The sequence below is a fragment of the Pseudomonas batumici genome, assembly GCF_036585405.1.
Classification (GTDB): domain Bacteria; phylum Pseudomonadota; class Gammaproteobacteria; order Pseudomonadales; family Pseudomonadaceae; genus Aquipseudomonas; species Aquipseudomonas batumici.
Genome location: NZ_CP144470.1, coordinates 5350196 through 5373000 on the forward strand (window position 1 = coordinate 5350196; position 22805 = coordinate 5373000).

Genomic DNA, 22805 nt, shown 5'->3' on the forward strand with positions numbered 1-22805 from the left:
TTTGACGCATAGAATCTGCGTCGTAGGGAAGGTAAGCAAGATGGTACAGGTGAGAGCACACCAGCCGATCAATACCGACGGCAGTATCAATCTCGAGGCATGGCTCGATCATACGGTGAGCGTCGATATGGCGCTGGACCGTGAGGCCTTGAAGCAAGCCTGCGAATTCGCAAGGCTTGCCGAACAACAGAGCAACGCGGCCCAGAACTTGTGGCCCGAAGGCGGTTCCAGTTTCAGCACGGGCCTGGAGATCGCCGAGATCCTCGCCGATCTCAAGCTGGACCAGGATTCGCTGGTGGCGGCGGTGCTGTATCGCTGCGTGCGCGAGGGCAGATTCCCTTGACCACGGTCAGCCAGAAGTTCGGCCCGGTGGTTGCCAAGCTGATCGACGGCGTGCTGCGCATGGCCGCCATCAGCGCCAGCCTCAGCCCGCGTCAGTCCCAGGTCCTCGGCACCCAGGTGCAGGTGGAAAACCTGCGCAAGATGCTCGTGGCCATGGTCGACGACGTCCGCGTGGCACTGATCAAGCTGGCCGAGCGCACCTGCGCGATCCGCGCGGTGAAGACCGCCGACCACGAGAAACGCAACCGCGTGGCCCGCGAGGTCTTCGATATCTACGCACCCCTGGCGCACCGCCTGGGCATCGGGCATATCAAATGGGAGCTGGAAGACCTGTCGTTCCGCTACCTGGAGCCCGACCAGTACAAGCAGATCGCCAAGTTGCTGCACGAGCGGCGGCTGGACCGCGAGCGTTTCATCAGCGATGTGATGAACCAGCTGGAAAACGAATTGCTGGCCACCGGCGTCAAGGCCGATATCAGCGGCCGAGCCAAGCACATCTATTCGATCTGGCGCAAAATGCAGCGCAAGGGTCTGGAATTCAGCCAGATCTACGACGTCCGCGCGGTCCGTGTGCTGGTGCCGGAAATGCGCGACTGCTACACCGCGCTGGGTATCGTCCACACCTTGTGGCGGCATATCCCCAAGGAGTTCGACGACTACATCGCCAACCCGAAAGAGAACGGCTACCGCTCGTTGCACACGGCGGTGATCGGCCCTGAAGGCAAGGTCCTGGAAGTGCAGATCCGCACCCACGCCATGCACGAAGAAGCCGAGCTGGGGGTGTGTGCGCACTGGAAGTACAAAGGCACCGACGTCAAGTCCAGCTCCAATCACTACGAAGAGAAAATCTCCTGGCTGCGCCAGGTGCTCGAGTGGCACGAAGAGCTGGGGGATATCGGCGGCCTGGCCGAGCAGTTGCGGGTCGATATCGAACCGGACCGGGTCTATATCTTCACCCCCGACGGTCACGCCATCGACCTGCCCAAAGGCGCGACGCCGCTGGACTTCGCCTATCGGGTGCACACCGAGATCGGCCACAACTGCCGGGGCGCGAAGATCAACGGGCGGATCGTGCCGCTCAACTACAGCCTGCAGACCGGCGAGCAGGTGGAGATCATCACCAGCAAGCACGGTACGCCGAGCCGCGACTGGCTGAACCCGAACCTGGGCTACATCACCACGTCCCGGGCGCGGGCGAAGATCGTCCACTGGTTCAAGTTGCAGGCCCGCGACCAGAACGTCGCGGCCGGCAGGACCCTGCTCGAACGCGAGCTGGCGCGCCTGGGCCTGCCGCAGGTGGATTTCGACAAGCTGGCCGACAAGGCCAACATGAAGACCGCCGAGGACATGTTCGCTGCCCTGGGCGCGGGCGACCTGCGCCTGGCGCAACTGGTCAATGCCGCCCAGCAACTGGTGGAGCCGGAGCGCGGCAACGAACAGCTGGAACTGATTCCGCGCAAGGCCAGCGGCTACAAGCCGGGTAAGCGCGGCGACATCCAGATCCAGGGCGTCGGCAACCTGATGACCCAGATGGCCGGCTGCTGCCAGCCGTTGCCGGGGGACGCCATCGTCGGCTACATCACCCAGGGCCGCGGCGTGAGCATTCACCGCCAGGACTGCGCCGCGGTGCTGCAACTGGCCGGGCGCGAGCCGGAGCGGATCATCCAGGTCAGCTGGGGGCCGGTGCCGGTGCAGACCTATCCGGTGGATATCGTCATCCGTGCCTACGACCGTTCCGGCTTGCTGCGTGACGTGTCCCAGGTGCTGCTCAACGAGCGGATCAACGTGCTGGCGGTCAACACCCGCTCGAACAAGGAGGACAACACCGCGTTGATGTCCCTGACCATCGAGATTCCGGGGTTGGATGCGCTGGGGCGGTTGCTGGGGCGAATTTCCCAGTTGCCGAACATCATCGAGACCCGGCGCAACCGCACCCCTTGAGCTGCTGCGCTCGGCCTGGCGTTGTTGGAGCCTGCACGAAAAATGCTCATTGACTAGCTTTTTCGTGCGGGCTCCGCCTAGCCATGCCTTCGCTCGCGACGCTCAATTCAAGAGTATTGAGAACAACCGATGTACAGCCTTCAAGACCTGCTCCACCTCATGGCCCGTCTGCGCGACCCGCAATACGGCTGCCCCTGGGACATCAAGCAGACCTACGCGACGATTGTCCCCCACACCCTGGAGGAAGCCTACGAAGTCGCCGACGCCATTGAGCGCGGCGACTTCGAGCACTTGCAGGGTGAGCTGGGCGACTTGCTGTTCCAGGTGGTCTACTACAGCCAGCTGGCCCGGGAAGAAGGGCGTTTCGAATTCGACGGCGTGGTCGACGGCATCACCCGCAAACTGATTCGTCGCCACCCACACGTGTTCCCCAGCGGCGATCTCTATGCGCCGCTGGACCTGCCGAGCTTGAGCGAGGAGCAGGTCAAGCTGCGCTGGGAGGAGATCAAGGCCGAGGAGCGCGCCGAGAGCCATCAGCGCACCAATAGCCATCGCGCGCCGGAACAGCTTTCCCTGCTCGACGATGTGCCGGCCGCCCTGCCGGCCCTGTCCCGGGCGGCGAAGTTGCAGAAGCGCGCGGCCGGGGTCGGTTTCGACTGGCCGGACGCATTGCCGGTGGTGGACAAGATCCGCGAAGAACTGGACGAAGTGCTCGAAGCTATGGCCGACAACGACCCGGCGGCGATCACCGATGAAGTGGGCGACCTGCTGTTTGCCGTGGTCAATCTGGCCCGGCACCTCAAGGTCGACCCGGAAAACGCCTTGCGCGGCGCCAATGGCAAATTCGACAGACGTTTCCGTTTTATCGAACAGGCATTGCGCGACACCCACCGTCCCATGGAAGATTGCACCCTCGAAGAGTTGGACGCCTTGTGGGGCGAAGCCAAACGTCAGGAAAAGAATAGGCCCAGCTGCGGCTGAGCCGTTGCCCAAGTGAGTAAGCACCATGAGTCTTTCCCTTCGCGACCAGTTGCTCAAAGCAGGACTGGTCAACCAGAAGCAGGCCAAGCAGGTCGGCAAAGAGAAACAGAAACAGCAGCGCCTGGTGCACAAGGGCCAGGTCGAGGCCGACGATACTCAAGCGCGCCTGGCCCGGGAGGCGCAGGCCGAGAAGGTCAAGCGCGACCAGGAGCTGAACCGCCAGCAGCAGGAAAAGGTCGAGGCCAAGGCCCGTGCGGCCCAGGTCAAGCAATTGATCGAAACCTCGCGCCTGCCCAAGCTGACCACCGAGGACTACTACAACTTCGTCGACGACAAGAAGGTCAAGCGCCTGTCGGTCAACACGCTGATGCGCAACAAGCTGAGCAACGGCTCCCTGGCGATTGTCCACCATGGTGGCGGTTACGAGGTGATCCCCCGCGAGGCGGCGTTGAAGATCCAGGAGCGCGCCCCCGAGCGTATCGTCCAGCTCAACGTCCTGAGCGAGACCCAGGTGCCGGACGAGGATGATCCGTACGCCGCGTACCAGATCCCGGACGACCTGATGTGGTAACCCGCTGGCCCTCTCTTGGAGGGGCGGCCTGAAACGACAAACCCCGCCAGGTGCGGGGTTTGTCGTTTTACAAGCCTGTCATTGTCCGGCGTTCAGGACGCCTGCATCTCGCGTTTCTTCTCGAGGGTTTCCAGCTCGTTCTTGTAATTATGCGCGTCGGCCTCGTTGTGAAACATGCCGACCAGCAGGTCCTGCTGGTGGACATCCCAGATGCGAATGCCATTGGCTACGCCTTCATGGGACATATGGGCATCATCGCGTTCGGTCACTTTTACGGTCATCTGCAAGCTCCGGTCTCTGTTGAACTGCGGCAACGCGTCGCAGGCCCCTGTTATATAATTCATTAGCTTCCTACGTAAATCCGTAACAGATGGAATTTACTCTTGCGAGGAATGCAATAATGAGCAAAGGCCCGGATTGCCTGGGTTTGCGCCTTTCGAGCTGAAGTTTTCTGACAAAAGTTTCATGTTGGATTCGCTGCGAACAGCGCTCCGACTTTGGGAGTCATAATCTAGAGGGCCGGGATCGGCTCATTCCGTTGCTTCGCTTCCGACAACAACCATGCCCGGAAAGCCTCTACTTGAGGCTTGTCCAAGGCTGCCGGCGGATAGACGAGCCAGTAGCTGTAATCGTTGGGCAGCACGACGTCAAAAGGCTGTACCAGCCGGCCAGCGCGCAAATCGTCGGCGGCGAGCATGAGTCGGCCTAATGCAACCCCTTGTCCTTCCACCGCTGCCTGCAATGCCAGGCTTGCATCGTTGAACGAAGCGCCGGCATCTACTTCGAGTCCATCGATTCCGGCTTGGTCACACCAGTATCGCCATGCCTCTCTCGGCGTGTCATGCAGCAAGCGGACATGGTGCAAGTCGGCCGGTACACGAAGGGCGGGTGGGCCATTGGCGAGCGACGGGCTACAGACCGGACTCAGCCCCTCCCGGGCGATAAGGTCCGCCTTGAGGCCTGCCCATTTCCCGAGTCCCGAGCGAATGCCAAGATCGAAGCGCTCAGTTGCAAACTCCCAGACCTCCGCCGAACTGACTAGTCGTACGTCGATTTCCGGATGCAAAGCGCGAAACGCCTCAAGACGAGGCACGAGCCATCGAGAAGCGAATGACGGTAGAACAGTGATGCGCAAAAGCCGTTCGTCAGGCTCCTGCAGACGCAGTGTCGCTGCCGCTATGCGATCGAGCGCGCCGGCCAGTTCCGGGGCATAAGTCCGGCCCTTGGTTGTGAGCTTCAGCACATGCCCGCGACGTTCGAACAGACGGGCGCCCAACCAATCCTCAAGCTGACGGATCTGATGACTGATCGCTGCCTGCGTCACGCACAGTTCGGCAGCGGCAAGGGTAAAACTCAGGTGCCTGGCCGCCGCCTCGAAGGCACGCAGCGCACCCAGCGGTGGCAAGCGTCGCATGGATTGTCGATTAGTTTTTCTTATCGAGAAGGTCAATATAACCCGTTTGTCGCTCATGCGGAAGGCACTTCTAATGACGTGTCCCCCTGGTGGACACACTGCTCCCCTTCCCCTGATCAGCATGAGGCTCATTATGATTGCATGGACAATCTGGATCCTGTTCCTTGGCTATACCATACCCATGGTCGTGAGCCCCGGCCCCGGCAATACGGTCCTGGCGACGGCTGGCGGTCGTTACGGCGTGGCCGGTTCGGTCCCGTTCTGGGCCGGTTTCGAGATGGCCAATCTGGTGCTCTGTCTTGTCTACGGAATGGGTTTGGGAAGGGCCTTGCATGGCCTCCCGGAGATCCAGATAGTGCTCAAATGGGCTGGTATCTGCTATTTGCTCTATCTGGCCTGGGGATTTTTTCGTTCATCGGCTGTATCAGCATGCAGCGACGAACAGGACATTGCCCGTCTGCGTACTCGTGATGGATTTTTATCCGTTATGCTGAATCCCAAGATTCATTCGATGATTCTGGTGATGTTTTCGCAGTTTCTCGACTCTGGACAATCGCTCCCGGTACAGGTTCTCCAATTCACGGTGGCCTTTCTTTTCGTGTGCGTAGCCTGCCACTTCCCATGGATATATGGCGGCCAGTTGATTCTCCAGCGCTTTCAATCGGTGCGCGCGCTGCAAATTCAGGGACGAGTGTTCGGCATCTGCATGGTCCTCGTAGCGGCCTATACCGCCTTCACCTAAATCAATTCCCGTGTTGGATAACGGGACAGCGGGCATAAAAAAGCCCCGCATTCGCGAGGCTTTTTCTTGGCGCTTGGATCAGCTGCCCTTGACCTCTTTGCCGGCCACGGTGCCTTCCTGGAGCATGATGTTGTACTCCTTGCCGTCGGTTTCCACCTGTTGCAGGCGGACCAGCAGGTAGTCCCAGTCCTTGGCGAACCACATGACAGTAGTGCGCTTGTTCTGTGTCGGGTCGCGTACGCGCTCGACCTTGATCGCATCGACCGAACCGGCCTTGGTGCTGACTTTTTCCGCGCCCAGGACCCGGAAGTCGTAGGTGTCGGTGTCGGTACCTTCGACCACCTGGTAGCTCATGCTTTTCTTGCCGGCCGCGACATCGCGTTGCAGGGCCAGCTGATAGGTGGACTTGTCCAGCATGCCGCTGTTGAGGGGCACCTTGACCGGGTCACCGCGATCGCTGCCGGTGACCATCTTCGAGGACCAGTCGAAATCCAGGTTGATTTTCTTCGCCTTGCCCAGGCCGCCCCGTTCGAACGTGTAGCTCTGTGGCAGCAGGGTGTCCTTGTCGAGGCGAATGGTACTTTCCTCGGTCAGGCTGGCGATCATCATGGAAGCCTTGAAACTCAAGGTCCAGGTGCCGTTGTCGTTCTTCGACAGGCTGCGCTCGGCCGAACCGCTCATGGGCAGTTGTTTCCAGTCGGCGGTGTAGCTGGCGGAGAAGGGTTGAAGATCCGCCGCTTGCACGGCCGGCAAGGCGAGCAGGGTAAGAGCGAAGAGCAGGGCACGACGCATAAAATCTCCTAGATTCGAATCATGTGGCCGCTGGCCGCAAGTAATTGACCGTCCAACAATGCACCCTGTTCGCTCAGGACCAAACGCCCCTCGGCGAACCAGCGTACCGCCAGCGGATAAATCCTGTGTTCCTGGGTGTGGACCCGTTGCGCCAGACTGTGCGCGGTATCGTCAGACTCTACCGTAACCACAGCCTGTACGACCAGAGGCCCGCCGTCGAGTTCCTCGGTGACGAAGTGCACGCTGCAGCCGTGTTCCCGATCACCGGCGTCCAGTGCGCGCTGATGGGTGTGCAGACCTTTGTACTTGGGCAGGAGAGAAGGGTGGATATTCAGCAGGCGACCCTGATAGTGCCGGACGAAGTCAGCGCTGAGAATGCGCATGAAGCCGGCCAGGACCACCAGTTGCGGATTGAAGGCGTCGATCAGTTCGATCAGGGCGGCATCGAAGGCTTCGCGGCCGTCGAAGGCCTTGTGGTCCAGGACGCGAGTTTCGATCCCCGCGTCCTGGGCGCGTTGCAGGCCGTAGGCGTCGGCGCGGTTGGAGATCACCGCGGCGATGCGGGCCGGATTGTCTCCGGACCGCACGTTGTCGATCAGGGCCTGCAAGTTGCTGCCGGTGCCGGACAGCAACACCACGACGTTACAGGTCGAGGTCATTGGCTCGGACATCAGTGCGCCTTGAGGTTCTTCAGCTCGACCTGGGCAGCGCCTTCGGCGGCAGCGGCGATCTGACCGATGACCCATGGCTGTTCACCGGCTTCACGCAACACTTTCAGCGCTGTCTCGACGTGTTCCTGGGCCACGCAGATCACCATGCCCACGCCGCAGTTCAGCACGCGGTGCATTTCGGTTTCATTGACGTTGCCTTTTTCCTGCAGCCAGTCGAAGACCGCCGGACGCTGCCAGCTGGCCACGTCGACCACGGCCTGGGCGCCCTTGGGCAGTACGCGCGGGATGTTGTCCAGCAGGCCGCCGCCGGTGATGTGGGCCATGGCCTTGACCGCGCCGGTGTCCTTGATCAGCTTGAGCAATGGCTTGACGTAGATGCGGGTCGGAGCCATCAGCAGGTCGGTCAGCGGTTTACCATCGAGCTGGGTGTTTTCGATATCGGCACCGGACACTTCGATGATCTTGCGGATCAGCGAGTAGCCGTTGGAGTGCGGGCCGGAAGACGGCAGGGCGAGCAGGGCATCGCCGGTGGCGACTTTCGAGCCGTCGATGATCTCGGCCTTTTCCACCACGCCGACGCAGAAGCCGGCCAGGTCGTAGTCTTCGCCTTCGTACATGCCCGGCATTTCAGCGGTTTCGCCGCCCACCAGGGAACAGCCGGACAGTTCGCAGCCGGCGCCGATACCGGTCACCACCTGCGCGGCGGTGTCGACATTGAGCTTGCCGGTGGCGTAGTAGTCGAGGAAGAACAGCGGTTCGGCACCGCAGACCACCAGGTCGTTCACGCACATGGCCACCAGGTCGATGCCGATGCTGTCGTGCTTGTTCAGGTTCAGCGCCAGGCGCAGCTTGGTGCCGACGCCGTCGGTGCCGGAGACCAGGACCGGCTGCTTGTAACCGGCCGGGATCTCGCAGAGGGCGCCGAAACCGCCCAGGCCGCCCATGACTTCCGGGCGCGCGGTGCGCTTGGCCACGCTCTTGATGCGTTCGACCAATGCTTCACCGGCGTCGATGTCTACACCGGCGTCCTTGTAGCTCAGGGAGGGTTGCTTGCTCATGATCCAGGCCTTTAGGGGGATTCAGGGGTATCGACCGGAAGCGGTTGCGCCCATGGGGAAAACGAACGGGTTCGAGTTTCCTGGGGGGGCTGACGCTTGCCGGTCTGCGAAGGCGCGCGATTTTATCAGGCTTGGGCAGCAGCGGCCATCCTCGGGCCGACGGCAGGGTCATATCGTGTTAAAAAAATCCCTGTGCGCTCGTGCTGGCTGCAATTGATGCGGCTGTATAAGGTATAGCCTTCAACCTGCTGTCTTTTATGACAGGGGAAAACTTTTCAGTGATTGTGTGAATGATGGCACTGCGCCGTGGTCTTAAACCTGTCGCTTTGTATTCATGCGGTCTTGGCTACCGCTTTCTGCCGTTCGGGAATTTTTCATGCGTCTGTTCAAATTATTGAGTGTCGGCTGTCTTTCCCTGCTGAGCCTGGCCATTCACGCGCAAACCCTGAATGGCCTGTACCAGGTCCGCGAGCCGGTCGCCAGCCAGGCGCCGGATGAACGCAACCAGGCCACCCAGCGTGCCCTGGAAACCCTGGTGTTGCGCCTGACCGGCGATCCCAAGGCGCTGCAGAGCCCGGGTCTGGCCGAGGTGCGCAAGGACCCGCAGCAGATCATCAGCCAGTATGGCTACGACGCCGGGCCGCCGGAGAGCCTGCAGGTGGATTTTGACCCGGCGAGCACCGACCGCGCCTTGCGCGGTGCCGGGTTGGCACTGTGGGGCAGCAACCGGCCGGCGATTCTCGGTTGGTGGCTGAACGATTCGGCCGAGGGCGCCAACCTGGTCGGTGACGGTCAGGCGGCGGCCGAACCGCTGCGCCGGGCGGCACAGCACCGCGGCCTGCCACTGCGTCTGCCGTTGGCCGACCTGGATGAACAGATCGTCGGTACCGCGAAGAATCTCGAGGGCAGCGATGCCTCGCCGTTGCACGCGGCCTCCGAGCGCTACGGCGCCGATGCGCTGCTGGCGGTGCACGCCCATCAGGACGGCGGCCAGTGGCAGGCGAAGTGGCGCTTGTGGCTGGGCAACCAGAAAGAACAGGGCACGGCCCAGGGCGCCGATACCGCCGCGCTGGCGGATGCCGTGCTGTTGGCGGTGAGCGAGCGCCTGGCGCCGCGCTTCGCGGCCAAGCCCGGGGTGGCCACCGAACAACTGCTGGAAGTGCAGGGTATGAACCTGGAGCGCTACGCGGTCCTGGGGCATTTGCTCGAACCCTTTGGCGCTCGGCCACAAAGCGTGGACGGCGACCGGATCGTCTATCAGGTCAGCGGCAGCGCGGAGCAGTTGCGCGCGCAGCTGGGGCTGGCGAAGTTGCAGGAGATCCCGGCCGGCGAAGCCTTGCCGGCGGTGCCGGCCAGTGCTCCGGCGCCCGCTCCTGGCGCTCCGGCTGCGGCCCCTGTTGCAGTGGCGCCGGCGAAGGCGCAGCTGCGTTTCCGTTGGTAGGTTTTCGGTTCTATCGAATTTCTTTCTATATATAAGGCTGGAGTCGTCCATGACCGACACACGTCAATGGTTCTGGTTGGGCGCGGCGATCCTGCTGTGCGCGTTCGTGTACCTGCTGCATCCGATACTCTCGCCGTTCCTGGTGAGCCTGCTGCTGGCCTATATGTTCGACCCGGTGGTCGGGCGCCTGGAAAAACTCGGGATGTCCCGTACCTGGGGCGTGGTGTCGGTGTTCGCGCTGTTTGTCCTGGTATTGATGGCCTTGCTGCTGGTGCTGATACCGATGCTGGCCAAGCAGTTCTTCCGCCTGTACGAATTGGCGCCGCAGATGCTCGACTGGCTGCAGCACACCGCGATGCCCTGGGCCCAGCACAAGTTCGGCCTGGCCGACGGTTTCTGGAAGTTCGACAAGGTCAAGGCGGCCATCAGCGAGCACATGGGGCAGACCACCGATATCGTCGGCGTGGTGCTGTCCCAGGCGACGGCTTCGGGCCTGGCCCTGATCGGCTTCGCGGCGAACCTGTTGCTGGTGCCCGTGGTGAGTTTCTACCTGCTGCGGGACTGGGACCTGATGATGGCGAAGATCCGCAGCCTGCTGCCCCGTGACCGCGAGGCGCGCATCGTCTCCCTGGCGGGCGAATGCCATGACGTGCTCGGTGCCTTCATGCGCGGTCAGTTGCTGGTGATGCTGGCGTTGGGGGTGATCTATGCCGGTGGCCTGATGCTGGTCGGCCTGGAACTGGGCCTGCTGATCGGCCTGCTGGCCGGGCTGGCGGCCATCGTTCCCTACATGGGCTTCGTGATCGGTATCGGCGCGGCGATTGTCGCCGGCCTGTTCCAGTTTGGCGGCGAGCTGTACCCGATGATCGGCATCGTCGCGGTGTTCATGATCGGTCAGGCCCTGGAAGGGATGGTGCTCACCCCGCTGCTGGTCGGGGACCGCATCGGCCTGCACCCGGTGGCGGTGATCTTCGCGATCCTCGCCGGTGGTGAGCTGTTCGGTTTCACTGGCGTATTGCTGGCCTTGCCGGTGGCGGCGGTGATCATGGTATTGGTGCGCCATATGCACGATCTGTACAAACGCTCGGACATGTACGGTGGCCAGGAAGGCCCCGAGCTCTGATGAGCGCACGCAAACCTTTGATTTTGCTTGTGGTCTGCTGCATTGTGCGCCCAGCCTCACGGGTATAAACTTTGCAGACTTTACACAGAGGCCACTAACGGTTCCCGGTAACCGTTCAGTCAGCATGAAACCGATTCAGCTGCCCCTAGGTGTGCGTCTGCGTGATGACGCCACCTTCATCAACTACTACCCAGGCGCCAATGCCGCTGCACTCGGCTATGTCGAGCGGCTATGCGAAGCCGACGCCGGGTGGACCGAAAGCCTGATCTACCTCTGGGGCAAGGACGGCGTGGGGCGTACCCACCTGTTGCAGGCGGCCTGCCTGCGTTTCGAGCAGTTGGGTGAGCCGGCGGTGTACCTGCCGCTGGCGGAGTTGATGGATCGCGGTGTCGAGTTGCTGGATAACCTCGAGCAGTACGAGCTGGTCTGCCTGGATGACCTGCAAGTGGTTGCCGGGCGCGCCGATTGGGAAGAGGCGCTGTTTCACCTGTTCAACCGTCTGCGCGACAGCGGGCGGCGCCTGCTGATTGCCGCGTCGACTTCGCCGCGAGAACTGCCGGTCAAGCTGGCCGACCTGAAATCGCGCCTGACCCTGGCGCTGATTTTCCAGATGCGCCCTCTCTCGGATGAAGATAAGCTGCGGGCTTTGCAACTGCGTGCTTCAAGACGTGGTCTGCATTTGACCGACGAAGTAGGGCATTTCATCCTGACCCGTGGGACTCGCAGCATGAGCGCCTTGTTCGAGTTGCTCGAACGGCTCGACCAGGCTTCGTTGCAGGCCCAGCGCAAGCTCACCATCCCCTTTCTCAAAGAGACCCTGGGCTGGTAAAACCGGGGCTTTCAGCGCTTTTTCGCCAAATTCCAGACGTCATGAAACCCACGCCGGAAGCTTTTTTCAGGCGCGCGGGAACCGTTTGGGTATTAAGTGCTTAGATGTTTTCAAGAAACGTCCGAGTCACATCTTGTGCCATAAAATTTGCAAATGAGGGTGATAGAGGGCATAGTCACGCCTTCTAACAAATCAGCCACGGTCGTGCCCATGCTAAATCGCTTCGCACCCCTCGTGCCTCTCGCACTTGTTACCCTGTTGTTTGGTTGCGCGGCGCATACGCCAGTTTCGCAACAGCAGGTCGATAATTCGTTCAAAACCGCCTCGGTTTCTGGCGTCAAATCCTCGTCCGTGCTGGACGACGAGCTGGCCACGGAAAAAGAACTCGCCGAGTTCGCCGACGGCAAGCCTTACCAGTTGCCTGCCCTTGCCGACAGCATTCTCGAGCGTGGCATGTCCCTGATCGGTACCCGTTACCGTTTTGGCGGCACCAACGAGAGTTCCGGCTTTGACTGCAGCGGCTTCATTGGTTATCTGTTCCGTGAGGAAGCCGGTCTTGACCTGCCGCGTTCCACCCGTGAGATGATCAACGTGAAGGCGCCGCTGGTTGCGCGTAACAAGCTCAAGCCGGGTGACCTGCTGTTCTTCGCCACCAATGGTCGTCGCGGTCGTGTCAGCCACGCCGGGATCTACCTGGGCGATGACCAGTTCATCCACTCCAGCAGCCGCCGTAGCGGTGGCGTCCGGATCGACAGTCTGGGCGACAGTTACTGGAGCAAGACCTTCATCGAAGCCAAGCGCGCCCTGGCGATGGCTCCGACCGTGGTCACAGCCAGCAACAAGTAATCATCCGGACGTTTTCAGTGCCATCGGCCCCGCTGATGGCTAAATGCCAAGCTCCGTGCCAGGCAAGGCTGTACAAAAAACGTCCGAAGTTAAAGTGATACTTGAAGTTTGGTGTATAGCCGCTAGAATCCTGACATATTGTCGAGTATCTGACCGCGCAAGCCCCCCCTTGCGCGGTTTTGATTTCTCTACGCCACGGCAGAGAAAGCCGCATTCAGTCAGGATTTCTGCACATGTCGACCTCGGCCCGTATTGCCTTGATTGCCCTCACAGCGCTGCTCGGCGCCTGTGCCGGTCATGCGCCACCGCCGCCTGCGCCCGTGGCTCGTCCCTTGGTCTTTGCCCCTCAGCAACCCTCCTCGCCAGAAGCCGAAGACGTGCTGTTCCGTGCCTTGGGTCTGGTCGGCACGCCCTATCGCTGGGGCGGTAATACACCGGATTCGGGTTTTGATTGCAGTGGCCTGATCAGCTATGTGTATCGCGACATGGCCGGTATCAACCTGCCGCGTTCGACCCGTGAGATGATCGTGATGCGGGCGCCGAACGTGCCGCAGAATGCACTGCAGACCGGCGACCTGATCTTCTTCGCCACCAGCGGCGGCTCCCAGGTCAGCCATGCCGGCATCTATGTCGGCGAAGGTCGCTTCGTCCATGCGCCGGCCACCGGTGGCACGGTGAAGCTGGACAGCCTGTCCAAGGCCTATTGGCAGCACGCCTATCTGAATGCCAAGCGTGTGTTGCCGGCCGGGCATCTGGCGAGCAATCCTTAAACAGCGTGTTGCCGCGAGGTTGTCATGACCGCTCGCACCCTCAAGTTGGACGATGCCCTCTACAGCTATCTGCTGGACGTTTCCCTGCGCGAAACGCCCTTGCTCAAGCGTCTGCGTGACGAAACCCAGGCGCTGCCCATGGCGCGCTGGCAGGTGGCGCCCGAGGAGGGCCAGTTCCTTGCACTGCTGGTCAAGCTGACCGGCGCCCGGCGTTTGCTCGAAGTGGGTACCTTCACCGGCTACAGCGCCTTGTGCATGGCCTCGGCCTTGCCGGAGGGCGGCAGCCTGCTGTGCTGCGATATTCCCGGGGATTACAACGCCACGGCGCTGCGCTACTGGCAGGAGGCGGGTCTGGCCGGGCGCATCGAACTGCGCCTGGCGCCGGCGCTGGAGACTCTGGCGCAGCTGGAGCAGCAAGGGCAGGGCGGGCAGTTCGACCTGGCGTTCATCGATGCCGACAAGGCCAATTATCCGGCGTACCTGGAAAGTGCCCTGCGCTTGCTGCGTCCGGGCGGCCTGGCGATTTTCGATAACACCCTGTGGAGCGGGCGGGTGCTGGAGACGGATGCCGAGAGCGCGGACACCCGGGCCATCCAGGCACTGAACCGGGCCTTGAAGGATGACGCGCGGGTGGATCTGTCGCTGTTGCCGCTGGGCGACGGGCTGACCCTGTGCCGTAAGCGCTAGGGTCTGTACGAGAACTCGCCGAGCGGCGATCAGGCAAGGCAAAAACAGGCGAGGAAGCGGAGTGTAGGGACCTACATGAGCATTCCGAGCCTGTTTTTAACGCAGCATGATCGTCGCGCAGGCAGTTATCGTACAGACCCTAGGCGTTCGTTCAGGCTTCCTTGAACAACATGGCGATGCCGGGGTGATACTGACCCGCTTCGTTGTGCAACTTGCGATAAGGGTAGGGGAAGTACCAGGCCACGGCGCAGGTATGGGCTTTTTGCAGGTCGTCGACCATGTCCTGCAGGTCTTCCGGGCTCGGGCTCTGCTGCGCCTTGAACGGCGAGACGAACAGGCAGCCGAGCTTCAGGTGGTGGGGATGACTGACCTTCTTCGCCTCGCCTACCACATCGAGCAGGGCCGGCATCGGGTTCAGGTTATTGACCTTGGGCCAGCGTTGTGTGGCCTGGATATAGACCGACTCCTGCGCGGTGGCGATCTGCAGGTCGCAACGTCCGCTGCGGTCGCCCTCTTCGAGCTGTTTCTTGGTCTGGAAATGCTCCAGGGTGACCATCTCCGCCGCCCAGGCCGCTGCCGACAGCAATCCGAGGTTGGCGCGCTCGTTGAACCAGTAGGGCGCCTGACCATCCCCGAGGAGTTGGTTGTAGCGATCAATGCACTCGGGCCAGCGTTCCAGGGCGGGGCGCAGGAATTCCAGTTTCGGATTGCTGATGATCAGGCCTTGCATGGGGCTTCCCTTTTTTATGATTGGATGGGATGTGGCTATTTGATATCGCTCTCCTCAACGTAGCACAAATTCTGGCGCCGGTTTTTTGTGGATGGGCACTTTGGACGATTTTGTGGGCTGGCATGAGCTTGCTGTGCGGGGAAGGCGGGGGGAGTAGCTCAGCATGGACGATCCAATCGATTCGGTCGTACTAAGAAGGACTCAGCTTACGGCGCTTTCGTTTCCTATTTAAGTCCATCTCGCTTTTACGGCCATGCGTCATATAGTGCACCTCACACAGAACATGGTATTCAGAAAGAAATCTGGCAATAGCTGAGTGCAGCTCACGTGCCCATGGAAGACGCTCTGCTCCATTGGCAAAGAACCGACATATTACCTCTGGATCCTCACGGAGGTGGAAGACGTTATTTCTAAATTCCCTGAGCGCATTAGAATGCTTCTTCATCATCCTCCCTATCTCATCTGATTTTGAGATCAACTCTCTAAAATTTTCTGGGCGCTCCCCCTGCAATAAAAGACGCATATTTAGTTTTTTGAGCCCCTCGCAAGTCACACCCAAAAAACCAAGCCAAGAGGAAAAATAAACCCCAATCTTAACCTCATTACCTTGACTAAGCTGCCCGGCCTCACTCCACTTACTAGTGAGTTTTTCATAGTTTTTTCGCATGAGGTCCGCCGCTAAAAAATAATGTGCGTAAAGCACCAGGACTCGATCTTGATTCCGGCTCGGAAGCATGTCGCCTGGCAATCTACAATCTACGTCCACTGCTAGTAAGCGTGGGGTATTAGCGACATAGTAGAGGTCGCAGCCTGAGTAGACTAGCGATCCATCGGTCACTGCAGCCTCGAAGCACCGCTTGACTTCGTCTTTGCTGTCAAAATAATAGTCCGCCAGTCTGCTTCCAGCAAATCGAACAAGCCGCCATAAATCGAACCCTCCAATTTCTCCCTGTTCCCCAAAATCGAAATCAACTTCGCCGGTAGTGAAACTCACCGTACATCCGGCGCCGTGTTTGAAGTAGTGCGCACCTCCGTCAAGCTCTCCACTCTGGGGAATGTCTGTTTCAATCCAGTGTGTGAAACTGAAAGGCATGCGAATGCCAGACCGTTGCATGAGGGCTACCGCAGTCTTGACACTTGTTTGGTAGTCGGTAATCAAGCGAACGAGTTGGTTATTCATGCAGCCTCAGACTGTATAGTTAGGGGGGCGAAAATATTTCGTAGTCGAACAGAACGGAAACGAGACTAATCCCTACAGTCGCGAGACGCAACTGTGTGTTTTACTCGCATGGGTAAAGGGTCTGAACCAAGGGTCGCCTCAGATTCTTGTCTCCCCGTTTGCCGATCCCCAGCAAATTCGCTCGACCGTCCGTACTGTCTAGACTCGAAGCTCAAATTATTATCGCAGCGTTCTTCGCATAGAGGGGAGGTATTAGTTGGTGTTCAGGTGGTATTGTTTTGAAATATAAGGCTGGTATGCTAGTAATTGTTTTAGTGGTCCAGTAGGATGTATGACTAAGTGCTGATTTGAAGTTTTGAAATGAGGTGATCGATCATAAGCTTGAGCTTTTTGGAAGCGTGCTTATTGGGTTGATACAGCAACCATGCCATGCCTTGAGAAGGCCCTACATAATCCCAGTCCGGTAGAACAGCATACAGATGCTTTCCCTCGAGCGAAAACTCAGCTGCCGTTGTAGGTAAGCACGCTATACCCAGGTTGCTAAGCGCTGCATTAAGGACTGCTTCACTATCGTTTGAGCAGTAGCGCCCTTTTACAGTCAGTGCATATTTCTCGATTCCATTAGTGAACTCCCACTTCTCACCTTCCGAATTATCTGTCATCGCTATACAGCTATGACGGATCAATTCGGAGGGATGCAGCGGGATGCCATGTTCGGCTATATATTCAGGGGAGGTGCAAAGCACATATTTCACCTTGAACAGTTTTCTGCCAATAAGACCCGGAGGTGGTGAGTTTGTAATTCTTATGCTTAGATCTAGCTCGTTGGTTATTAGGTTTAATTCAGTGTCGTCAAATATTAATTGGATGTTGATGTCGGGGTGTTTTTGGAGGAACTCGGGGATCAATTGATTTAGAGTGATGTTGAGCGTCTTTGGGGCAGAAATTCGTATAAGCCCCTGAGGCTGTAAAAGCTCTTCCTTTAGCTCAAGGACTTTTGATGAGGAATGTAATAGCTCTTTGCAGTAAGAGTATATTCTTGCGCCATCCGCGTTGACTTTGAGTTGTCGGGTGCTACGTTCAATAAGGCGCAGCGATAAAGCGCGTTCTAATTTCGAAATTTGCCTGCTGACAGCCGATGCGGAGACCCCAAGTTTTATGGAAGCGTCAACGAAGCTACCGCAATCCACTACAACCGCAAAGGCGGCCATATAGGGGAGTATTTCAATATGTCCCTTATGCATATAGTTGTTCTCAGTCCATTAAGAATGCTATTATTTTTTTTGTGTGAAAGTGTTTGTTGTTTAAGTGTGGAGTGGGATTTTTAAAGGTGCGGAAATTGCTCGTCCAGTAATGCGAGTCGAGGTTTGAGTTAAATGCTATTTGAACAGGTGTAATATTATTGCGCCTGCAAGAACTAGAGTGATGCCAGAGGCTTGAGTTGAACTTAATCGCTCCTTGAGAAATAAATAACCCAGCACTGCTGCTATACCTCCCGACAAGGTGCTGATAACAGTCACTACAGATACAGAGCCGTTAATAGCTCCCCAGGAAAATGCCGAAAATCCACCAAGGTTTAATAGGCTTGCACTTGTCAGGGCGCCACAATTCTTCATGGGGGGTAGCTTTAAGCCCGATTTCGTTCTTAGTACTAAAAAGAATAGTAAAATTAAGCCGATTGTGTAGCTCAACCACAGCATTGTAATTGCACCTAGCTCTGGAAGTGTGTATTTTCCTTGAATCCAGAAGCTGGAGCCATATAGTAGAGCTGCGAGTAAACCGTAGCTGATGGATGTTTTGTTCTTGTATTTTAGTTCTTTGTCCTCTGAATGACGATGAGCGCTTGTCAGCAATACACCTATCACGCATATAGAAATACCAATAAACTGGCTAGCAGAGATCGTATCACCGCTCGCCCAGGCCAACGCTGTAGTAAATACACCGTAAGACGTGACCAGTGGTGCAATAATCACCGCCTTGCCCAGGGCAAAAGCCTTTGAGAGTGCCAGCGCACCCGCTACCGTAAAGGCAGCAGCAATCGTACCTAGAACCCATGTCTGCAAGGACGCTGATATCAGTTTAATAAGATAGATGGGATAAAGCGCAAGTAGGGCGCTCATCAAGACAAAGCCCAGGATTTGACCAAAAAAAACAGCTCTCTTGACCCCCACTGCTCTGGCATTTAATCCAACAAGAAAGTCTGTTCCTCCCCAGAACAGTGCAGCAATAAAACCCATTATTATATCCACGCTGATCCCTTGATTGTTTTTCTTGGCTTGCTTTAACGATGAATGGCGCAAATGAATAAGTCAATTTTTTACTTTCAGGTTGCTTGTGAGTTCTCGCCTGTTTTTTTGTAGGAAATATCCGTGACTGATGTTTAATAGTGGTGTGGTCATGGCTGTTGAGAGTATTGCGAGAATCAGTAGTACACTGTATGTTGATTGTGAAAGGGCTCCGAGCTCAAGGCCAATATTGATCATGATAATTTCAGCCAGTCCTTTGGTATTCATCAGGATGCCGACGTCTATTGCTGTCTTGTGGGGGATTCCGCACGCCCGACTACCTATATACGTTCCTCCTATTTTGCTTAGAGAGCTACCTGTGATAAATATAAATAGCCAGACCCAGGCGGCACTTTCCGAAAGAAAACCAAAAGATACTTGGAGCCCGGAGTATGCAAAGAACAAAGGCGCGAGAATTGCTTTTGTAAAACGACCAATCACGATGTTCCAATGGGCTTCAAGTTCTGGGATTTTGCAGAATACATAGGCTGAAATGACCGCGCCGATAGCTTGATGGAATCCAAGTTTTGCCGTGATTTCGGAGGATATAAGGCAGTAGCACAGTGCGACAGATACCTGGATGTTTTCGTTTTTCACCTTTATGCATATGCGATGCAAGTAAGATATCAAAGGGCGTACGACATAAAATGAACAGCAGAAAAAAGCCGCTAGGATAAAAGTTTTTATTAGTGAGTCGACCAGGTTTTTTTCTGTCGCAGAGTGGAGTGCTACCAGCAAGGCAACGCCCAACCATGCAATTATATCGCTATAGATGGCAGAGGAGAGAGCGTATGAAGCCGACGTATGAATGGGTTTCTTTGAGTCCGCTATGATTCGTATAAGCACCGGAAGTGCAGTAACCGAAAATGCCAAGCCACAGAACAGTGTATAGGGCCAAAAAGGTTGATCTGGAGCCATGTTGTCTTTAGCCAAAATAGCTATTGAACATCCCGTCATGAATGATGATAGCGTTCCGAATAAAGTGATCGTTAATGGGGTTGACTTTGCGATCAGCGCTTTTCCGGCCTGCCCCTTGTAAGAGGTATGCCAGGCGATTTCGAATGTGATAAATATTAGCCCAAGCTCTGATAGTACTTTTAGGTTGCTTAAAGCCTCATTGTAAAATAAAGCGCTGAATATCTCCGGGGAAAAGGCTCCTAGTACAGATTGTCCTAATAATAGACCGGCCGTGATTTCGCCGATAACTTGGCTTTGCCCCATTTTTTTCGCCAGTTGCCCTAAAAGACCGGAAACAATAAGGATCAAGAAAAGTTGAATCATCCAGTGCGACATGTGATCCACCATAGGGTGAAAAAATAGTGTATTCGTGCTCGAGTGATGTGCGGCGTATATTTTTATAAGGTGTGTTATTTGTAATTTAGCTGAAGCGTTTCATGCACGATTCTGGAGTGTTCGATCAATACCTCTGGATCTTCATGAATTAGGTAAACGAATCCCCAGGTGGATAAAAAATCTTGAGTGTCCTGTACGTATTCCCCTTCGCTCACCAATAAATTTATATTGTGCAGTGACGACAGATTGGATATTTCACTGATGCCTGATATTTTTTGGATTTTTCCTGCTTGATTGTTTATTAGGCAACAAATGCAAAAGTGCTTCTTGTAATAAATTTCTTGAGCCGTGTTGTGGACGCAACCTAAAAAGATATCGATGTTTAGATTGTAACAGTTCAGGCCGGTACAAACTTCAATTAGGGAAGGTACACCTGCACCCGGAAGTCGGCCATTCTGCTCAATGATGAAGTGTCCGTTTTTGTTGATTTTTAATTCGATATCATTGATTCCGTAATCTACTTCCAGTGCTTCGTTTACGTTGTTTGTATACTCAAATGCCCTTGAGGCTTTTTCACTCGAGAGAGGAAGAGATCGGATGTTTTTATAGACGCTTGGGTTGTTTCCGATGCTGATTTTTTCGTACTCTGCAAAGCATAGTATTTGCCTTTTTTTATTTTTTCCGAAACTCGCTGTGGTGATGAAGTACTCTGGTCCGTCGATAAAGGCTTCAATAAGTGCACTTTTTTCTTCGTCCAGATATCCAGTGTTGGCGGACTCGATAGCAGTCAATGCTATATGGATATCGTTTTTGTTGTGACATATCTTGACGTTTTTGCTGCCGGTTCCCTGTGCAGGCTTGATTATTGCTGGAAACTCAAATTCGTTTGATCCCTCTTTGAGTAAACGCTCCAAAGATATATCGGTGGACTGAGTCGCCGGAACACCTTTTAGGTGCAGTTGAGATTTCATTGCCAGTTTGTTGAATCTAGCATGTTGTGTTTCGACTGGATTACCAATCAGTGCGTAATGCTGGGCTAGACGGTCAGTCAGTTTTAATGCCGAGTCTGAACCGGGTATAATTGCTTTGATATTTAATTTATTTAATTTTTCAATTGCTTCGTCAAAGGTATAAGCCTTGATGGATTCAGTGAAACCTTCGCAACAGTGCAATCGATCTAGCATGCCTGGGAATGTGTCCCGCGTGGTCAGGGCGACTGAGTGGAATCCTTTCTTTGATATCTCAGAACCATAGAGTCGGCCAGAACTGATGGGGTCGATAACGACTATGGATTGCCTATGCGTCATGACACCATTCTCCTCATGGTTTCATGGATATGCTGGTAATAGCGAACCGCTACGTTGTATCGAATGAGTACACCTAATGCCAGTTCTTGAATTACCTTGACACCTCCTTGTGAGTAATGTTGTAGCACAATATCGAACCAAGCTTCGCTATGGTGTGTATCTATGCCTATGTGGGCTTTGTGGTAAGCAATGACTTCTGTGGGCTGCTGCAAACGCTCCAGTGCATGAGTGGTGGCTCCAAATCTTATAGGCGCAGATCCTTCAACGAGTCCCATTGCACCGATCAAACGAATATTGTATTCACGCCGCACGGCCCACATTAAAAGAATATTGCCGTTCATCAAGCATTCTTTAGGTGGGCTTTCCAAGGTTATATCTTTTTCCTTGAGCACTTTACGCATATAGGCCGATGAGGTCTTGAACATTGAGCCGTGAACGAACTCGAAATTTCCGTTTCCCATTTCGTCCCAGTAGTTTTCACCGGCTACCATTTTGCAATTTATAGGCATCCCTAGTTGAACAACAGCCATGAGGTCATCAAATGAACCGTCGACCATTTCCTCCATGCAGATGTAATAGGCTATTTGCTCCAGTGTTGCGTTGTTTTTTAGGTGGTTAAGAAAGGGAGCGATCTCTTCATTTATTTTCTTTTCATAATTTAAATACCATGGTAGAAAATTTTCTTTGGTTGTGGGCAGTGTGTGACGGTCAATTTTGGCCTCCTCTGCTGCTGTCCACTCGTCCTCAATATGCTCAACGTTATCGCGTAGGGTATGAAGATGTTTTCCTTGCCCGACCAGCATGGCGGGATCGCTCAAGAACTTCCGATAATAGTTTGCAAGGTGTTGCTGGTTTTCGCATTTTTCAAAATTCATATATCAGTCCCTTAATAAAGAGCCATAGGAAGTTCGCATGATTTAAGGTCGAATGCTTGGTTGGAGGGGCCGAGTTCGTATAAGATCTGCATTCTTTTATGAGCTTCCTCCAAGGTTGGAATGTGATGGTCATCTACCCACCACATAACAACCCGGGGTCTGCTGATTGGTAAAAACCACTCTTCCCCCTCTTGCGAAATTCATTGTGAGGTGTCTTATATAAAAAATCTTTTAGTGCTTCTGGGCTTCGCCACAAAGAAAGAGTATAGAGGTAGCCCTCGCCCCAAAGCTCATCCAGCAATTTTTGATTTTCATTTGTCTCTCGCCATATGAAGCCGGCGTGGCGTTCTGCTAAATCGTTAATATATTTAGTCGAAGAGTAAAAGCTCTCCATTCTAGGGTCTGCTTTAGGGTGTCGGGGCCTCACTAAGTCAAATTGTGCAAGGATAGCCATTTATGTTTTATTCCATGCTTGAATTTCAATGATGTTTCTGTCTGGATCTCGAACGTAAATAAATGTGCAGGTTCCAACACCTTCTATTTCATAATCTACTAACTTGCCTAGCATCCATCCTCCTCCCTGGATTATCTTTGAACAAATGTCATCAATGTTCGATACCTCAAACGCAATGTGTGTCAGCCCTTTTGAGTTGGCATGTGCTGCCTCACGATCCCTATTGTTGAGATACTGGAATATCTCTAGGGTCGGCCCTTGATTCCCGAATCCCGGGAGTCTTAAATGCACGCCCTCAAGTTGAGCATTCTCGACTCCGGTACCGTCGGATAATTTATCTCCGGATAGAGTCCGTCGCGGGCCGACCTGTACGCAGCCGAATACGTCGCAGTAAAACTTTGCCAGTCTTTTCCAGTCTGTTGCAATAAGGTTGGTATGGCTATATTTAACTGTGTTCATGTTGTTTATCCAGG

Annotated in this window: 22 protein-coding genes and 2 pseudogenes; 10 read left to right on the forward strand and 14 right to left on the reverse strand. The window is 55.8% G+C overall.

The window, feature by feature from the left end:
* Positions 1-40 precede the first annotated feature (40 nt).
* From relA to NUH87_RS24390, 3 genes and pseudogenes are all read left to right on the forward strand, one after another.
* Positions 41-2283: pseudogene (relA, locus tag NUH87_RS24380) on the forward strand (GTP diphosphokinase).
* A 129-nt stretch (positions 2284-2412) separates the two neighbouring features.
* Positions 2413-3264 carry a nucleoside triphosphate pyrophosphohydrolase gene (mazG, locus tag NUH87_RS24385; protein ID WP_338523006.1) on the forward strand — a complete coding sequence of 284 codons (852 nt, stop codon included), beginning with the start codon at positions 2413-2415 and terminating at the stop codon, positions 3262-3264.
* Positions 3265-3289: 25 nt separating this feature from the next.
* A complete protein-coding gene (locus NUH87_RS24390; protein WP_040070136.1) occupies positions 3290-3835 on the forward strand; it encodes a DUF2058 domain-containing protein in 546 nt (181 codons plus the stop codon).
* 92 nt (positions 3836-3927) lie between these two features.
* Here the strand turns inward: NUH87_RS24390 and NUH87_RS24395 are convergent, their stop codons facing one another.
* Positions 3928-4116, reverse strand: coding sequence for a hypothetical protein (locus tag NUH87_RS24395; RefSeq protein ID WP_040070139.1), 189 nt, complete (start codon positions 4114-4116; stop codon positions 3928-3930).
* Between the two features lie 230 nt (positions 4117-4346).
* A complete protein-coding gene (locus tag NUH87_RS24400) occupies positions 4347-5306 on the reverse strand; it encodes a transcriptional regulator GcvA (RefSeq protein ID WP_338523007.1) in 960 nt (319 codons plus the stop codon).
* Between the two features lie 76 nt (positions 5307-5382).
* Here NUH87_RS24400 and NUH87_RS24405 point away from each other — a divergent pair, with 76 nt between their 5' ends.
* Positions 5383-5991 carry a LysE family translocator gene (locus NUH87_RS24405; protein ID WP_338523008.1) on the forward strand — a complete coding sequence of 203 codons (609 nt, stop codon included), beginning with the start codon at positions 5383-5385 and terminating at the stop codon, positions 5989-5991.
* 78 nt (positions 5992-6069) lie between these two features.
* Here the strand turns inward: NUH87_RS24405 and NUH87_RS24410 are convergent, their stop codons facing one another.
* From NUH87_RS24410 to purM, 3 genes are read right to left on the reverse strand one after another with little or no spacing between them, the layout of a single operon-like run.
* The gene (locus NUH87_RS24410; protein ID WP_338523009.1) at positions 6070-6783 is read right to left on the reverse strand and encodes a DUF3108 domain-containing protein; all 714 of its coding nucleotides are present in this window, start codon (positions 6781-6783) and stop codon (positions 6070-6072) included.
* Between the two features lie 8 nt (positions 6784-6791).
* Positions 6792-7442, reverse strand: a complete 651-nt coding sequence (gene purN / locus NUH87_RS24415; RefSeq protein ID WP_338526924.1) for a phosphoribosylglycinamide formyltransferase — start codon at positions 7440-7442, stop codon at positions 6792-6794.
* 11 nt (positions 7443-7453) lie between these two features.
* On the reverse strand, positions 7454-8512 hold the full coding sequence (gene purM, locus NUH87_RS24420) for a phosphoribosylformylglycinamidine cyclo-ligase (RefSeq protein ID WP_040070142.1): 1059 nt from the start codon (positions 8510-8512) through the stop codon (positions 7454-7456).
* Positions 8513-8888: 376 nt separating this feature from the next.
* Here purM and NUH87_RS24425 point away from each other — a divergent pair, with 376 nt between their 5' ends.
* From NUH87_RS24425 to NUH87_RS24450, 6 genes are all read left to right on the forward strand, one after another.
* The gene (locus NUH87_RS24425; protein WP_338523010.1) at positions 8889-9953 is read left to right on the forward strand and encodes a DUF2066 domain-containing protein; all 1065 of its coding nucleotides are present in this window, start codon (positions 8889-8891) and stop codon (positions 9951-9953) included.
* A 49-nt stretch (positions 9954-10002) separates the two neighbouring features.
* Positions 10003-11076: an AI-2E family transporter gene (locus NUH87_RS24430; RefSeq protein ID WP_338523011.1), complete on the forward strand. Its 1074-nt coding sequence runs from the start codon at positions 10003-10005 to the stop codon at positions 11074-11076.
* A 124-nt stretch (positions 11077-11200) separates the two neighbouring features.
* Positions 11201-11905, forward strand: a complete 705-nt coding sequence (hda, locus tag NUH87_RS24435) for a DnaA regulatory inactivator Hda (protein ID WP_017127762.1) — start codon at positions 11201-11203, stop codon at positions 11903-11905.
* Between the two features lie 210 nt (positions 11906-12115).
* Entirely contained in the window at positions 12116-12751 is a 636-nt protein-coding gene (locus NUH87_RS24440) for a C40 family peptidase (RefSeq protein ID WP_338523012.1), read from the forward strand.
* Between the two features lie 233 nt (positions 12752-12984).
* The gene (locus NUH87_RS24445; protein ID WP_338523013.1) at positions 12985-13521 is read left to right on the forward strand and encodes a C40 family peptidase; all 537 of its coding nucleotides are present in this window, start codon (positions 12985-12987) and stop codon (positions 13519-13521) included.
* A 24-nt stretch (positions 13522-13545) separates the two neighbouring features.
* Positions 13546-14208 carry a class I SAM-dependent methyltransferase gene (locus tag NUH87_RS24450; RefSeq protein WP_338523014.1) on the forward strand — a complete coding sequence of 221 codons (663 nt, stop codon included), beginning with the start codon at positions 13546-13548 and terminating at the stop codon, positions 14206-14208.
* Positions 14209-14359: 151 nt separating this feature from the next.
* Here NUH87_RS24450 and NUH87_RS24455 read toward each other — a convergent pair whose 3' ends face one another.
* The 9 genes and pseudogenes from NUH87_RS24455 to NUH87_RS24500 all read right to left on the reverse strand — a co-directional run bounded on the left by NUH87_RS24455 (position 14360) and on the right by NUH87_RS24500 (position 22791).
* Entirely contained in the window at positions 14360-14938 is a 579-nt protein-coding gene (locus NUH87_RS24455) for a hypothetical protein (RefSeq protein ID WP_338523015.1), read from the reverse strand.
* A 190-nt stretch (positions 14939-15128) separates the two neighbouring features.
* Positions 15129-16118, reverse strand: a complete 990-nt coding sequence (locus NUH87_RS24460; protein ID WP_338523016.1) for a DUF6896 domain-containing protein — start codon at positions 16116-16118, stop codon at positions 15129-15131.
* A gap of 335 nt (positions 16119-16453) precedes the next feature.
* Positions 16454-17362, reverse strand: coding sequence for a LysR family transcriptional regulator (locus tag NUH87_RS24465; protein ID WP_338523017.1), 909 nt, complete (start codon positions 17360-17362; stop codon positions 16454-16456).
* Between the two features lie 135 nt (positions 17363-17497).
* A complete protein-coding gene (locus NUH87_RS24470) occupies positions 17498-18355 on the reverse strand; it encodes a DMT family transporter (RefSeq protein ID WP_338523018.1) in 858 nt (285 codons plus the stop codon).
* A 72-nt stretch (positions 18356-18427) separates the two neighbouring features.
* Entirely contained in the window at positions 18428-19696 is a 1269-nt protein-coding gene (locus tag NUH87_RS24475; RefSeq protein WP_338523019.1) for a cation:proton antiporter, read from the reverse strand.
* 74 nt (positions 19697-19770) lie between these two features.
* Positions 19771-21003, reverse strand: a complete 1233-nt coding sequence (locus NUH87_RS24480; RefSeq protein WP_338523020.1) for an ATP-grasp domain-containing protein — start codon at positions 21001-21003, stop codon at positions 19771-19773.
* The gene (locus NUH87_RS24485; RefSeq protein ID WP_338523021.1) at positions 21000-21878 is read right to left on the reverse strand and encodes an iron-containing redox enzyme family protein; all 879 of its coding nucleotides are present in this window, start codon (positions 21876-21878) and stop codon (positions 21000-21002) included. The genes NUH87_RS24480 and NUH87_RS24485 overlap by 4 nt, the downstream gene beginning before the upstream one ends.
* 11 nt (positions 21879-21889) lie before the next feature.
* Positions 21890-22332: pseudogene (locus tag NUH87_RS24495) on the reverse strand (DUF3291 domain-containing protein).
* Positions 22333-22791: a VOC family protein gene (locus NUH87_RS24500; protein WP_338523024.1), complete on the reverse strand. Its 459-nt coding sequence runs from the start codon at positions 22789-22791 to the stop codon at positions 22333-22335.
* Between the last annotated feature and the right edge of the window lie 14 nt (positions 22792-22805).

Coding starts and splice junctions, on each gene's coding strand:
- mazG (WP_338523006.1), top strand. CDS start 2,413: ATGTACAGCCTTCAAGACCTGCTCCACCTCATGGCCCGTCTGCGCGAC.
- NUH87_RS24390 (WP_040070136.1), top strand. CDS start 3,290: ATGAGTCTTTCCCTTCGCGACCAGTTGCTCAAAGCAGGACTGGTCAAC.
- NUH87_RS24395 (WP_040070139.1), bottom strand. CDS start 4,116: ATGACCGTAAAAGTGACCGAACGCGATGATGCCCATATGTCCCATGAA.
- NUH87_RS24400 (WP_338523007.1), bottom strand. CDS start 5,306: ATGAGCGACAAACGGGTTATATTGACCTTCTCGATAAGAAAAACTAAT.
- NUH87_RS24405 (WP_338523008.1), top strand. CDS start 5,383: ATGATTGCATGGACAATCTGGATCCTGTTCCTTGGCTATACCATACCC.
- NUH87_RS24410 (WP_338523009.1), bottom strand. CDS start 6,783: ATGCGTCGTGCCCTGCTCTTCGCTCTTACCCTGCTCGCCTTGCCGGCC.
- purN (WP_338526924.1), bottom strand. CDS start 7,442: ATGACCTCGACCTGTAACGTCGTGGTGTTGCTGTCCGGCACCGGCAGC.
- purM (WP_040070142.1), bottom strand. CDS start 8,512: ATGAGCAAGCAACCCTCCCTGAGCTACAAGGACGCCGGTGTAGACATC.
- NUH87_RS24425 (WP_338523010.1), top strand. CDS start 8,889: ATGCGTCTGTTCAAATTATTGAGTGTCGGCTGTCTTTCCCTGCTGAGC.
- NUH87_RS24430 (WP_338523011.1), top strand. CDS start 10,003: ATGACCGACACACGTCAATGGTTCTGGTTGGGCGCGGCGATCCTGCTG.
- hda (WP_017127762.1), top strand. CDS start 11,201: ATGAAACCGATTCAGCTGCCCCTAGGTGTGCGTCTGCGTGATGACGCC.
- NUH87_RS24440 (WP_338523012.1), top strand. CDS start 12,116: ATGCTAAATCGCTTCGCACCCCTCGTGCCTCTCGCACTTGTTACCCTG.
- NUH87_RS24445 (WP_338523013.1), top strand. CDS start 12,985: ATGTCGACCTCGGCCCGTATTGCCTTGATTGCCCTCACAGCGCTGCTC.
- NUH87_RS24450 (WP_338523014.1), top strand. CDS start 13,546: ATGACCGCTCGCACCCTCAAGTTGGACGATGCCCTCTACAGCTATCTG.
- NUH87_RS24455 (WP_338523015.1), bottom strand. CDS start 14,938: ATGCAAGGCCTGATCATCAGCAATCCGAAACTGGAATTCCTGCGCCCC.
- NUH87_RS24460 (WP_338523016.1), bottom strand. CDS start 16,118: ATGAATAACCAACTCGTTCGCTTGATTACCGACTACCAAACAAGTGTC.
- NUH87_RS24465 (WP_338523017.1), bottom strand. CDS start 17,362: ATGCATAAGGGACATATTGAAATACTCCCCTATATGGCCGCCTTTGCG.
- NUH87_RS24470 (WP_338523018.1), bottom strand. CDS start 18,355: ATGGGTTTTATTGCTGCACTGTTCTGGGGAGGAACAGACTTTCTTGTT.
- NUH87_RS24475 (WP_338523019.1), bottom strand. CDS start 19,696: ATGTCGCACTGGATGATTCAACTTTTCTTGATCCTTATTGTTTCCGGT.
- NUH87_RS24480 (WP_338523020.1), bottom strand. CDS start 21,003: ATGACGCATAGGCAATCCATAGTCGTTATCGACCCCATCAGTTCTGGC.
- NUH87_RS24485 (WP_338523021.1), bottom strand. CDS start 21,878: ATGAATTTTGAAAAATGCGAAAACCAGCAACACCTTGCAAACTATTAT.
- NUH87_RS24500 (WP_338523024.1), bottom strand. CDS start 22,791: ATGAACACAGTTAAATATAGCCATACCAACCTTATTGCAACAGACTGG.